Source organism: Mycobacterium sp. E3251, from assembly GCF_001666835.1.
Lineage (GTDB): Bacteria > Actinomycetota > Actinomycetes > Mycobacteriales > Mycobacteriaceae > Mycobacterium.
In genome coordinates this window covers 1-12,941 of the sequence record NZ_LZJF01000003.1, presented here as the reverse complement: position 1 = coordinate 12,941, position 12,941 = coordinate 1, and the positions used below count along the sequence as shown (strand labels likewise).

The 12,941-nt window shown below is 69.0% G+C and carries 10 protein-coding genes and 1 pseudogene; 6 read left to right on the top strand and 5 right to left on the bottom strand.

Annotated features, from left to right (window positions below; all coding sequences use genetic code 11):
• Positions 1–109: 109 nt before the first annotated feature.
• Entirely contained in the window at positions 110–2,344 is a 2,235-nt protein-coding gene (locus A5697_RS00075; RefSeq protein WP_082953165.1) for a molybdopterin-dependent oxidoreductase, read from the bottom strand.
• Positions 2,345–2,526: 182 nt separating this feature from the next.
• Here A5697_RS00075 and A5697_RS00070 point away from each other — a divergent pair, with 182 nt between their 5' ends.
• On the top strand, positions 2,527–2,709 hold the full coding sequence (locus tag A5697_RS00070) for a hypothetical protein (RefSeq protein ID WP_067949313.1): 183 nt from the start codon (positions 2,527–2,529) through the stop codon (positions 2,707–2,709).
• A 13-nt stretch (positions 2,710–2,722) separates the two neighbouring features.
• Here A5697_RS00070 and A5697_RS00065 read toward each other — a convergent pair whose 3' ends face one another.
• Positions 2,723–3,556 (bottom strand): transglutaminase family protein, encoded by an 834-nt coding sequence (locus A5697_RS00065; RefSeq protein WP_067949355.1) that lies wholly within the window; start codon positions 3,554–3,556, stop codon positions 2,723–2,725.
• Between the two features lie 85 nt (positions 3,557–3,641).
• On the opposite strand from A5697_RS00065, the gene A5697_RS00060 reads away from it, so the two are divergent.
• The 3 genes from A5697_RS00060 (at position 3,642) to A5697_RS00050 (ending at position 6,573) form a co-directional block, all read left to right on the top strand.
• Positions 3,642–4,091, top strand: a complete 450-nt coding sequence (locus A5697_RS00060) for a nuclear transport factor 2 family protein (RefSeq protein WP_067949315.1) — start codon at positions 3,642–3,644, stop codon at positions 4,089–4,091.
• A 199-nt stretch (positions 4,092–4,290) separates the two neighbouring features.
• Positions 4,291–5,682 (top strand): wax ester/triacylglycerol synthase family O-acyltransferase, encoded by a 1,392-nt coding sequence (locus A5697_RS00055; protein ID WP_067949318.1) that lies wholly within the window; start codon positions 4,291–4,293, stop codon positions 5,680–5,682.
• Positions 5,683–5,709: 27 nt separating this feature from the next.
• Complete coding sequence (locus A5697_RS00050; protein ID WP_067949320.1) at positions 5,710–6,573, top strand: alpha/beta fold hydrolase; 864 nt, start codon at positions 5,710–5,712, stop codon at positions 6,571–6,573.
• Here A5697_RS00050 and A5697_RS00045 read toward each other — a convergent pair.
• Positions 6,570–7,064, bottom strand: coding sequence for a nuclear transport factor 2 family protein (locus A5697_RS00045; RefSeq protein ID WP_067949322.1), 495 nt, complete (start codon positions 7,062–7,064; stop codon positions 6,570–6,572). The genes A5697_RS00050 and A5697_RS00045 overlap by 4 nt on opposite strands.
• A gap of 382 nt (positions 7,065–7,446) precedes the next feature.
• Here A5697_RS00045 and A5697_RS00040 point away from each other — a divergent pair, with 382 nt between their 5' ends.
• Positions 7,447–11,892: a cation-translocating P-type ATPase gene (locus A5697_RS00040; protein ID WP_082953167.1), complete on the top strand. Its 4,446-nt coding sequence runs from the start codon at positions 7,447–7,449 to the stop codon at positions 11,890–11,892.
• A gap of 5 nt (positions 11,893–11,897) precedes the next feature.
• On the opposite strand, the gene A5697_RS00035 is transcribed toward A5697_RS00040, so the two are convergent.
• Entirely contained in the window at positions 11,898–12,479 is a 582-nt protein-coding gene (locus A5697_RS00035) for a PaaI family thioesterase (RefSeq protein WP_068006875.1), read from the bottom strand.
• Positions 12,476–12,790: pseudogene (locus tag A5697_RS00030) on the bottom strand (SDR family oxidoreductase); the annotation flags it as partial. The gene A5697_RS00035 and the pseudogene A5697_RS00030, both read right to left, overlap by 4 nt.
• Between A5697_RS00030 and A5697_RS00025 the strand changes: the two are divergent.
• On the top strand, positions 12,741–12,941 hold a 201-nt coding region (locus A5697_RS00025), incomplete at its 3' end, for an SDR family oxidoreductase (protein ID WP_369806021.1). The pseudogene A5697_RS00030 and the gene A5697_RS00025 sit on opposite strands and share 50 nt — an antisense overlap.

Below are 12,941 nucleotides of genomic sequence, written 5' to 3'. Positions count from 1 at the left end.
GCCGACGACGGGCTCCGCTCGACGGTTCATCGGAGTGTCGCCCAGGTGAGATGAACCACAGTCCTGCGCTTAGCGTTAACCAACCGAGAGGGGGCCGGCGGCAGTGCGACTAGATTGTCTGCGCGGACCGGAATCGGGCTTGATCGTCGATGATCGTCACCGGGATGCCGTTGAGTGCGCCGTTGCCGGACGGTTCGTCGATAAACGTCGGCGGCGAAAGCACATTCGTGTTGGCGCCCGGCGAGTTGTTGGCCACCGCCATGCGGGTGCCCGGTTTGCCATGTCCCCACCCGTGCGGCATCGACACCACACCGGGTTTGATCGCGTCGGTGACCTCGACCGGCACTTTGATTTCTCCGGCGGCCGATTTCACGGTGACGACATCGCCGTCCTCGATGGCGCAGCGGGCCGCATCATCGGGGTGAATCAGCAACGTGCACCGGTCCTTTCCCTTCATCAGCGCGGGCACGTTGTGCAGCCAGGTGTTGTTCGAGCGCAGGTGTCGGCGGCTCACCAGAACGAGCGGCTCGGCCGGCCGCTCCATCCGGGCGGCCAGCCTGGGCAGGTCGTCGAGCAGGTACTGCGGGGCGAGCCGAATCTTCTTGTCGGGGGTGCCCAGGATGTCGGGCAGCTGCGGCACCATCGGGCCGAAGTCGATGCCGTTCGGGTTGGCCTTCAGTAGGTCCAGCGTGAGCCCGCCCGGGCTTTTCCCGTACTGGTCCCCGAACGGTCCGGTTCGCAGCGTGAGGTCCAGCATCCGCTCGGGCCCACCGTGGTCGTAGCGCTTGCGGATCTCCGCCCCGTCGAGGCCCTGGGTGAAGGCCAGGTAATCGAAGAACCCGTCGTCGATCGCGGCGACGTCGACATCTTCGGCCGGCGTGCCGGTGCACAGGCCGGTCAGCCGGATCAGGATCTCCCATTCGTGCGGGCGGTCTCCGGGATCGAACACGGGCGGCGAGTAATTGGCGATGCTGTGGATCGCGAACAGCAGGATGAGATCGTCGTGGTGCGGCTGCTCGAGTGGGGACAGCCCGGGCAGGATCACGTCGGCGTGCCGCGTCGTCTCGTTGAGCCAGAGGTCAACGGAGATCATCGCTTCCAGCATGGGCAGGACTTCGTCAAGCTTGTCGCCGCCGGGGGTGGACAACACCGGGTTGCCGGCGACGGTGATCAGGGCCTTGAGCTGCCCCTCGCCCGGGGTGGCGATCTCCTCGGCCATGCAGGACACCGGCGCCTGGCCGAGCACTTCCTTCGCCCCACGCACGCGGGTATGCCAGCGGCCGAACTCCGGGAGGCCACCCTCCAGGCCGGGCAGCGGCTGCGTGGTGATCGACCACGCCGCCGGCTTGGGGAACATCGCTCCCCCGGGAACGTCGAAATGACCGGTCAAGATGTTGATGACGTCGACCAGCCAGCTGGCTAGGCTCCCAAATTCTTGATTGCACAACCCGATTCGGCCGTACACCACCGACTTCTCGGTCCCGGCGAGTTCGCGGGCCAAGAGCCGGATGCGGTCCTCGTCGATGCCCGTGACCGCGCTGACACGCTCCGGCGGCCAATCCGCGGCGACCCGGCGCATGGTGTCGACACCGTCCACGTGCGGTCCGGGCCGGATGAGATCTTCGTCAAACAGCGTGTGCGCCACGGCCAATAGCAGCGCGGCGTCGGTGCCGGGCACGATGGGAAGCCACTCGTCGGCGCGCGCTGCCGTCTGTGTGCGCACCGGGTCGATCACGATCACCTTGCCTCGCTCGCGGATCGCCTCGATCAGACCCATCACGTCGGGAGCGGCCAGCAATGACCCCTGCGACGCGGCGGGGTTGGCGCCCATGATCACCATCAGGTCGGTGCGTTCGATGTCGGGCACCGGGAAGTTCCACCAGAGGCCATACATCAGGTGCGACGACAGGTTCTTGGGCCACTGGTCGACCGTCCCCGGCGAATACGTGATCGGCATGCCGGACATGCCCATCAGCACACCCGCATAGCGGGCCAGTGAGAACGAGTGCGCCAGTGGGTTGCCGGTATAGGCGGTGACCGCGCCGATTCCATACTTCTCGATCACCGGCGTCAGCAATTCGGTGCACCGGCGGAACGCCGCGTCCCAGCTGACCTCCTGCCACTGGCCGTCGACCTTGATCATGGGTCGGCGGATGCGGTCCGGGTCGTCGTGGAGCGCCGCAAGTGAGACACCCTTGGGGCAGATGTGTCCGCGGCTCCACACGTCGTCGCGATTTCCCCGGATGCTGGTGACCCTGCCGCCGTCGACCTGAATCTCCAAGCCGCACATGGCTTCACACAGGGGGCAGGTGCGCAGATGCCTGCCGTCTTCGCCCGTCGTCACCCCCCCACTGTATTCCGCTACCAGCCGTCGCGGAAGTGGCGATCCCGCTCTGGACGCCCGGCCGGGTTGACCGAGCGTAGGCGTCCCTTGAAACACATTTGAGTTTGACCAGTCAGCTGTACAAGCGCGACGCCGCGGCCCTAGCGTCGACGCAGTAGGTCTTCGGGAAGGGAGCTGGCTCGTTGAGCGACCCACGGCACCCGTCGGGCATCGATCATCTGCGCGATGAAGTCCTCAGCCGACTGGACGCGCAACCGTTCGAGGACTGGTCCCCCGCCCTGCTGCGGGCCCTGATCGCCGTCTTCGACCTGAACGGCGTGGTACCCGCCGTCCCCCAAGGCTTCCGGCCTTACATCGTGAGGTGACTTCTCGGAGCCGCTACCACAGGGTCACCAGCTGATCGACCGAATCCTTGGGCAGCTCTCCGTCCACCACCGCGGTGACGGTCGCGTTGTTCAACGTGATGGCCCCCTTGTGGTTGTCCAGGAACGCCGTGTCGGCGGCATCACGACCGGTGGCGATCCGCACCATCGACTGCCGCGGCGACAGGCACGTCGCGTCCACCACGCGCCAGGCGCCGTCGACGAACGCCTCGGCCACCGCGTGGAAATCCATCGGCTGACATCCCGGGGCGTAAACCGCCACGAGCCGGGCGGGGACGTTCAGCGCGCGCAGCAATGCGATCACCAGATGGGCGTAGTCACGGCATACACCGGCGCCCGCCAGCAACGTGTCGGTGGCGCCATCGATCGGATCGCTGGAGCCGGGAACGTAATTCAGCCGCGTGCCCACCCACGACGAGACCCTCTCGAGCAGCGTCTCCGAGGTCGCATATTGCTGGAATTCTGTGGCGGCGAAACCGAAGAACTTGTCGGCCTCTGCATACCGGCTCGGGCGCAGATAGGTGATCAAGTCGACGTCGCGGACCGGCGGGGGCTCAGCTTGTCCGGCCACCGTTGCCGAGTACGAAAGCGCGACGATCCCGCCTTCCGCCTCAATGGAATGGATCCGGGTGCCGTGCTCACCGACGATCTCGCGCGGCTCAATTGGCTTGCCGTCCAACGTGATCGCCAGCGATTCGGTCACGTCGATACCCGGCTGCCGGGCCACGGTGACCTGGAATTCCAGGGTCGTCGGCGCCGTCACCTCAAGTTCGATGTCCGCGCCGACGACACGTTTGAGATCGCGTGTTGTAATCAGTGCCCCCTGCATGCTCGCCACCTGCCTACGCTAGTCATCCAACACAAAGATCCGGCGATGCGCAGCGCGAGAGCGCTCCTGGCGAGGAGTCACGACGGTGCAGATGTGGGAATTGGTCGCCCGCGAGCGAATCCGCGACACTTTGGCCAGATACAACTGGTCCGGTGACGCGGGCCGCCTCGAGGATCTCGCGGAGACCTTCTGCGCAGACGGTGTCCTCGAGATCCGCGGCGTCGAGCCGCTGCGCGGCCGATCCGCGATCGTCGCGTTCCTCGGTGGCATCACCGGGAACGTCGCCGCCGGGGCCCGCGTCAAGCCCGTCGTCCGCCACAACGTCACCAACGTGCTGTTCACCGCGCTCCACGCCGATCGGGCGGAGGTCTCGTCCTACTTCACCGTGTACACCAACGCCGGCCTCGACCATTTCGGTCGTTATCGCGACACCCTGGTGCCCGACGGTGATGCCTGGCTGATCAGGCATCGCAAGGTGTCGACCGACTGGGCGGCGCCCGGGTCGACCATGGCAGGGCGGTCTCGCGAGGACTGAGCCCAGCGCCGAGATGAACGTCGGTGGCGATTTCGTTAAATGTCTCGCTCGAATGTTTGCCGCTGGGCGCTCAACGGCTACAGATAGAAACTAGACCTAGAGATCGCCGTCAACCGTGATTGCGTTCCCCCGTTGGGCCCGGGGCTGACCGCAGGTCACGTGACCAGCGGTCATGGCCGCACAATCGAGACGAGCGAAAATGCAGCGACTCAGTGGATTAGACGCGTTCTTTCTGTACCTGGAATCGCCGACGCAGCCGTTGAATGTTTGCTGCGTGCTGGAGTTGGACCCCGGTGACATGCCGGGCGGCTACACCTTCGGCCAATTTCGCGAGGCGCTGTCAGCGCGGGTGGACGCGGTGCCCGAATTCCGTCTCAAGCTGGCCGACAACCAGCTGAACTTCGACCACCCGGTGTGGGTGGACGACGACCGTTTCGACCTGGCGCGGCACCTGCATCGGGTTGCCCTCCCGGCGCCGGGGGGATCCCGGGAGTTAGCGGAGATCTGCGGACACGTCGCCGGGCTGGCGCTGGATCGCGATAGGCCGCTGTGGGAGATGTGGGTGATCGAGGGTCTGCAGGGCGGCGCGCTGTCGGTCGTCCTGAAGGCCCACCACGCCGTCGTCGACGGGATCGGCGGAGCGAACCTGTTGGCCCAGTTGTGCAGCACCGAGCCGGACGCTCCGCCCCCGGAACCCGCCGCCCGGGCGGGCGCGGCACATCCCCTTCAGATCGCGGCATCCGGCCTCATCGGGGCCGGGCTGCGGCCCTGGCGCCTGGCCAAAGTGGTGCCGGCAACCGCCCTGACATTGGCGCAGACGATTCTCCGCGCCCGCGGCGGCGGCCACACGATGGCCGCCCCATTCGCCGCACCGCCCACGGCGTTCAACGGTCCGTTCACCCGGCGCCGCAACGTCGCGTTCACGTCGCTTGACCTCGAGGACGTCAAGAAGGTCAAAAACAGGTTTGGAGTCACCATCAACGACGTGGTGACGGCGCTGTGCGCCGGGGCACTGCGACAGTTCTTCCTGGACCGCAACGAACTATCGGACAGCCCGATGGTGGCCAGCGTGCCGGTTTCGGTGCGAGGCAAATCCGACCGGCCGGGCCGCAACCAGACCACCTGGATGCTCTGCCGCCTCGAAACCCACATCGACGATCCGGCCGAGCGGCTGACCAGCATCGCGGAGCGCAACGCGGCGGCCAAGGACCACGCCGCCGCCATGGGGTCCAGCCTGCTGCAGGACTGGACGCAGGTGGCAGGCCAGACCATGTTCGGCGCGGCGATGAAGCTGCTGCCCCGTATCCCGTTGCCCGACAAGCCGCCGCACAACCTGGTGCTGTCCAACGTGCCCGGGCCGCAGGAACAGCTCTACTTCATGGGCTGCCGGGTCGACGCCATGTATCCGCTCGGCCCGATCATCGCCGGCGCGGGCCTCAACATCACCGTCATGTCCCTCAACGGCCGGCTCGGCGTCGGCCTCATCTCCTGCCCCGACCTGGTTGGCGATCTCTGGGACCTCGCCGACACGTTTCCGGCGGCGCTCAAAGAGCTGCTGAATTGCAGCGAATCGAGCCACCAGCAGAGCTGACCGCCACGGCATGGCAAGGTGGCACCCGTGGCAAACACCGTTACGCAGCAGGACCTGCGCGAAATCAGCACTCCCAAGGGCGCTTTGCGCTACTACGACTGCGGCCCGGAATCCGCTCCGGTGTTGCTGTTCCTGCACGGGTCGGGACCGGGCGTCACGGGGTGGCGCAACTTCCGCGGCATCCTGCCCGCTTTCGCCGAGCGGTTCCGCTGCCTGATCCTGGAGTTTCCCGGGTTCGGCGTCAGTGACGATTTCGGCGGCCACCCGATGGTCACCGCGTTCGGCACCGTCTCCCCGTTCCTGGAAGCGCTCGCTGTCCAGCGGGTGCACATCGTCGGGAACTCGATGGGTGGCGGCGTCGGCATCAACTTCGCCACCCATAACCCCGACCGCGTCGGCCGGTTGGTGACCATCGGCGGCATCGGGACCAACATCTTCAGCCCCAGCCCCAGCGAGGGCATCCGGCTGCTGCAGGAGTTCGTTGAGGACCCCACGCGCCAGCGGCTGGTGGACTGGCTCAAGTCGATGGTCTACGACCAGGCGCTGATCACCGAGGAACTCGTCGAGGAACGCTGGGGGCTCGCCACCGACCCGGACACGTTGGCCGCCGCGCGCCGGATGTACGGGAAGGCGGCCTTCTCCGCCATGAACGCGGCGATGGCCGCCTCCGACCGCCCGCTGCCCTGGGCCGTCATGCACAAACTGACCGCGCCGACCCTGCTGACGTGGGGACGCGACGACCGGGTGAGCCCGCCCGACATGGCGCTCATCCCGATGCGCACCATCCCCAATGCGGAGCTGCACATCTTCCCCAACTCCGGGCACTGGGCGATGATCGAGGCCCGCGAGGCCTTCGAGAGCACGGTGCTGGCGTTCCTGTCCCGGGGCTAGCGATCGCCGTCGGGCTCGGCCAGCCCCGTCAGGCCCGCGGTGAGCAGCGCGTGGGCGGCGGGATTGCCGTTCAGGACACGGGTGGTGCGCACGCCGATCCGCCATTGACCGTCTATCCGCTGCAGCGTGAAATGATTTGCGGCGCAACGCCATACGCGATATCCGTCACCGTCGCGAACCAGCACCAAGGACTCACACACCGCCACCGCCGAGTCGCCGGTGACCGTGACGACGCAGGGCCCGAGGAAATGGCCGCAGCCCTTGGCCACCAGGTTCTGGTGGGCCGACGAGCTCACCATGGCGTGCACGTCCGCCCGGCCCTCCATGCGCCAGCCGTCGACGTCGTAGATTCCGTCGTGTGCCCACAACCGCGCCGCCGCATCGGCATCCCCGGCGTCGACCGCCGGACCGTATGAGGCGATCAGCCGCGCGATATCGCGCTCGTCCTCGAGCCGGCGCAGCCGCGCGGACAGCTCGTCGATGTCGCTCATGATTGCTCCTCATCGTCGGAATCGCGGCAGCGGACCATTATCGATCCCCACACGTTAGGACGGCCGGCCTGCGCTTCGAGGGCTGACCGGGTTCGACCCGGGCGGGCCATAACCACAACGGCCCATTTGGGTTTGCTCAATCCATGAATCAGCCGACCCGAAGATTTTGATCGAGGGCCCCTAACAGCCGCGATCACTTTTTACATGTTCTTTACGTGCGCCGTTCTCAAGTTGCTGGGCCCTTGACCTCGGGTTAGGTTGGTCGGGTTTGCGGTCGCGGCCAGCGTCGTCGGCGGCCTCCCTCGCGGGAAAACCGCGAAGCCACCATTCGTCATGTGCGTGAAAGGGGTTGCGCGTGCGACAGCTTTCGGCGCTGCGGGTGATGTCTGCGGGGCTCGGCGACGCCGTCGGCCGGTTGGCCACCGCCGGTCTCGATGTTGTCGCGCTGCCGGTCCGGGTGGGCGCACAGGTGCTCTCCGGCGAGGTGTCCCGTTCCACCCTGACCCGGCGATGCGGGCACGGCGACGGCCGCCTGTGGATCGAGGTGCGCGGCCTCGACGGCACGGGCGGGGCGGAACGCGGCCGCGCCGCCGTCGACGCGCTGCGGGCCCAACCAGGCGTCACGAGGGTCAGCCTGAACCGTCCGCTGTCGCGCGTGGTTGTCGAGGTCGACGACGGCGAAGCGTCCCTCAATGCGCTCTGCTCCGCGCTCGACAATGTTGAAAAAGGTTACGGTGCAGCCGATTCCACGCGCGGCGGCAGCCTCCCCGGCGACGGCCTGTTGTTGGCCACCCGCGGCGCGATGGTGGCCGTCAACGCCGCCGGGTTCGCGGTCGCGGTTGCGGGGCGCGCGTTGCGGTTGCCGGCGGCGCCGATCGCCGTCGAGGCGGCGTCCGCGATCGCGAATCATCAACCGTGGCTGCGTCGCTTGCTCGAGGGCGGAATCGGCCCCGGCGCAACGGATACCGCGTTATCGATGTTCGGCACCGCCGCGCATGTCGTCACGCTGTCGCCGGCGAAGCTCTCGGTCGACGTGGCGATGCACGCTTTCAAGGCCGCCGAAAGCCGCGCCGCGGCAAGGGCGTGGGCCCGTTATGAGCCGGAATTGGCCCGGCATGCCGACTCCTCGGAGGCGCACGGTTCACCGCGCCCGGTTCCCGCACCGGCCGGCCCGATCGAACGTCATGGGAACCGCGTGGCGTGGGTGCAGATGATCGGCGTCGGCCTGACCGGGGCCCTCACCCGCAACGTCACCATGGCGTCGAACGCCGCGCTGGCGGCCTCGCCGAAGGCGATGCGCACGACGCACGAGGCGTTCGCAGCCACGCTCGGCCGCGGCCTGGCAGACCGTCACGCGGTGCTGGTGCTGCGGCCGGAAAGTCTGCGCCGACTCGACAAGGTCGATGCCCTGCTGATCGATCCGCGCGTGCTGTGTGGCGCTCAGATGCGGGTGGTCAGCGTCCGCGGCGCCCGCGACGATGACATGCCGGCGGCCTGGGCCCACGCACAGGAGCTGCTCGACGAAGGCCCGCTCCCCGGCTGGCACTCGATTCCCTCCACATCCCAGGACAACGCAGTTGGCGGCGATGCGGTCGAGGCGCTCATCGCCCCGGCCCCGCACCCTCTGGCGTCGGCGCTGATCGCCCGCGCGCGCGACTCTGGCGTGCGCCTGGTGTCCGTTGACACCGACCTGCTCGGTGACCTGCGCCCCGCGTTCGACGACGTCCACCCGGTCGACGCCGGCGACGTCGACGGCGCGCTCGCCGATGCGGTGTCCGTGCTGCAACGGGATGGGCACACCGTCGCGGTTCTTTCATCCTTTGGCGCGCAAGCCCTTTCCGGGGCCGACGTGGCGCTGGGCATCAGGCCGGACCCGGACGCCCCGCCGCCCTGGACCGCCGACCTGATGCTCGACGACCTGGCCGGGGCGTGGCGCGTGCTGCACGCGTTACCGGCGGCCAGGAGGGCGAGCCAGCAGAGCATCGCCATCTCGGTGGGCGCATCGACGCTGGGCGCGTTGTTCATGGTGCCCGGGGTGCGCAGGTTGCGCGGCCCCGGCCCGGTGACCATCGGTGCCGTCGCGGGGCTGCTGTCGGGATACCTGTTGGCGCTCGGCACAATTCGCACACCCGTCCCCCGGCCGGCCCCGGCGTTCGAGTGGCACGCGATGTCGGCAGAGCGGGTCGGTGAACTGCTGGCCGCGCTGCGTGACCCCGACGAGCCCTCCGCCGCAACGGATTCCGAACGAGACAGCACACGGTTGCCCGCCGCGGCGTGGGAGTTCGCCAGGGCCGCCGTCGCCGAGCTGACCGGTGACCCGTTGACGCCGATCCTCGGGTTGTGCTCGGCGGCCACCGCGGTGCTGGGGTCACCGACCGACGCGGTACTGGTCGGCACCGTGCTGACCGGGAACGCGCTGCTGTCGACGGCCCAACAGCTTCGGGCCGAGAATCGGCTGAACCGCCTGCTCGCACAGCAGACCCCGCCGGCCCGCGTCCTCACCCAGGGGCCCGACGGCGCGCGCGGCTACCGAGAAGTCGTCATCGAGCAGCTGCGGCCCGGCGACCTGATCGAAGTACGCAGCGACGAGGTGGTGCCCGCCGACGCTCGGGTGATCGAGTCGCACGACCTTGAGGTCGACGAATCATCGCTGACCGGTGAATCCCTGTCGGTCCAGAAGCAGGTCGAGGCCACGCCCGGGGCCGAACTGGCCGAGCGCCGCTGCATGATCTACGCCGGCACCACCGTGGTGGCCGGCACCGCGGTCGCGCTGGTCACCGCCGTCGGGGCCGATACCCAGAGCCGACGCGCGGCCGAACTGGCGTCCGGCGAGCTGCCGACCGTCGGCCTGCACCATCAACTCAGCCAGCTGATGAGCCGCGCGTTCCCGTTCAGCGCGGGCGGCGGCGTCCTGGTCGGAGCGCTCGGCCTGCTGCGCGCCGGCGGCCTGCGCCAAGCCCTCGGCAGCGCCATCGCCGTCGCCGTGGCGGCCGTTCCGGAGGGCATGCCCCTGATGGCCACGCTCGCCCAATCCGCGTCGGCCCAGCGGCTGGGCGAATGCGGGGCGCTGGTGCGGGTGCCGCGCGCGGCCGAGGCGCTGGGTCGCGTCGAGGTGGTCTGCTTCGACAAGACCGGAACGCTGAGCGAGAACCGTCTCCGCGTCGCCGAGGTGCGCCCGGCGGAGGGACATTCCCACGACGACGTCCTGCGGTGCGCGGCCCAGGCCGCGCCGGCCGACGACGGCAATCCGCACGTCCACGCCACCGACGAAGCCATCGTCAAGGCGGCGGACGCGGCAGCCGGATCCGGTCCACGACCCGAGCCCGACGCGCACCTGCCGTTCCGGTCCGGCAGGGCGTTCTCGGCCTCGGTGACGGGCACGCAATTGTCCGTCAAAGGCGCCCCGGAAGTGGTCCTGGCGGCGTGCCGGGAGGCGGGCCGGGACGTGGACGACGCTGTCGCGGCCCTCACGACGGCGGGGCTGCGGACCATCGCGGTGGCCCAGCGCCGCCTGAGCGCGGCACAGGCGCGAGCGTTGCGAAAAGACCCCGACCGCATCACCGGACTGTGCGAGACGGGATTGACGCTCACCGGGTTCCTGGGCCTCTCGGACACCCCGCGCCCTCAGGCGCCGCAGTTGCTGGCGGGCCTCGCCCAGCGGGGCGTGGCCATCCGGCTGATCACCGGCGACCACCCCGTCACCGCGACCGCGATCGCCCGCGAACTCGGGGTGTCGGTGAACGCCGACCAGGTGATCACCGGGTCGGAATGGAACGCGCTGTCACGCCACGATCAGCAGCGGGCGGTCTCCGAGCGGTTGATCTTCGCCCGGATGTCACCGGAGAACAAGGTGCAGGTCGTCCAGACGCTCGAGCGCACCGGGCGGGTGTGCGCCATGGTCGGCGACGGCGCCAACGACGCCGCCGCGATCCGGGCGGCAAGCGTCGGCGTCGGTGTGGTCGCCCGCGGCAGCGACTCCGCCCACACGACCGCCGACCTGGTCCTGACCGACGGACGCATCGAGACGCTGGTGGCCGCCATCGACGAGGGACGCCGACTGTGGCGCGGCGTCCAGGCGGCCGTCGCGGGCCTGCTCGGCGGCAACGCCGGCGAGGTGATTTTCTCGGTCATCGGCACTGCGCTCACCGGGACCTCGCCGCTGAACACCCGGCAGTTGCTGCTGATCAACATGCTCACCGACGCGTTGCCCGCGACCGCGGTCGCCGTCAGCGCCCCGGCGGGGCGGGTGGAACGCGTCGGGCGCGGCATCGACGAACGCGCGCTACGCCGGACGGTGGCCGCACGCGGAGCGCTCACCGCCACCGCCGCCACGACCGCCTGGGCGATGGCCTCGGTCACCGGGCTACCGGCGCGGGCCTCCACCGTCGCGCTGATCTCGTTGGTCGCGGTCGAGCTGGGCCAGACCGTGGTCGACTCGCACGCGCCCCTGGTGCTGCTCACCGCCGCCGGGTCCTTCGCGGCATTCACCGCGATGATCAGCACCCCGGGGATCAGCCAACTCCTGGGGTGCACGCCGGTCGGCCCCCTGGGCTGGGCGCAGGGGCTGGGCACCGCCACGGCCGCCGTCCTCGCCGTGGCCGCCGCGAACCGGTTGCGGCCGGGCCGCCGGAGCGAAGAGCCACCGCTCACCGATGATTCCGAGCTCGACGAGCCCGCACAGTCCACCCCATCAGCACCGCGGCACAACGCATCCCGGGCGCCGCATACCGCGGTCCTCGCGGCTCCCGCCAAGGCCGCCCGCGCACTGAAGTTGGTGGACCGATACCAGCATCGGATTTCGGCGGAGGCCGTCACCGATAGCCCGTGAGGCCATCAGTCGCCGGCACCGCGCGGCTTGATGAACACGCCTTCCGCGCCGACCGTGAGTCCTTGGCTATCGGTGATCTGTCCCTTCGCGAAGGTCTTCACACCGTCGACGCGCTCGACCCACGCTTCTGCCCGCACCAGACCTAACGGGGTCCCCCGGACATAGCGCAGCGTGAGCGTGCCGGTGTAGGCCGGTCGACCGGGTTCGTGCGCGGTCGCCCCCAGGACGTGGTCGAGGACCAACGCGCACACTCCGCCATGGACATGTCCCGGAGGCCCTTCGTAGGCGGCGCCGAGGGTGATCTCGGTCCACACGGCACCACCGGCGTCGCGGTGAATGACCAGCGGAGGCGCGAGCGGGTTGCGTACGCCGATCATGACGTTGCCGGAAGCCACGGGTTGGTCGTCGGACGGATGGCGAACACCGAACGAGCCCGGCATCAGGCTTTCGCTCAATTGCTCTATCGCGCAATCGATGTGCTTCTTGGCCGCCGCAACGGTACCGGCGCCGGCCTCGGTGCGGATGGTGGCGTCGATCAGCCGGCGAACGGACTGGGTGAGCGCTTCATACGCCGGTGCGCCGCTCATGTCGCCTTCTGCGTCAGCCCGGCGTCGACGACGAGCTGGGTGCCCGTGATGTAGCGGGCCTCCTCGGAGGCCAGGAACACCGCCACATTGGCGACGTCGACGGGCTCCACCCACGGCACCGGCAGCAGGTTGCGCGCCCGCAGCACTTCCGCGGCGTCCGCGGCGGTCGGGTTCTCCAGATCCGGGCGTAAGCGTCGAATCGTTCCCTCGTTGAGGATCATCGGGGTCGCGACCGGCCCGGGATGAACGGTGTTGACCCGGATGCTCGACGGCCCGAGCTCGTTCGCGAGGGTGCGCGCCATCGTGATCATCAGTTCGACCAACGGTCTTCGCGGGACGCCGAATTCCGCGGCGTACACCGCGAGTAAGCACGCGGTGGTGGGGCTGGCGCGCACCCTCGCGAACGAGCTCGGGCCGTCGAGCATCCGGGTCAACACCGTTCATCCCGGCCCGGTCGCGACC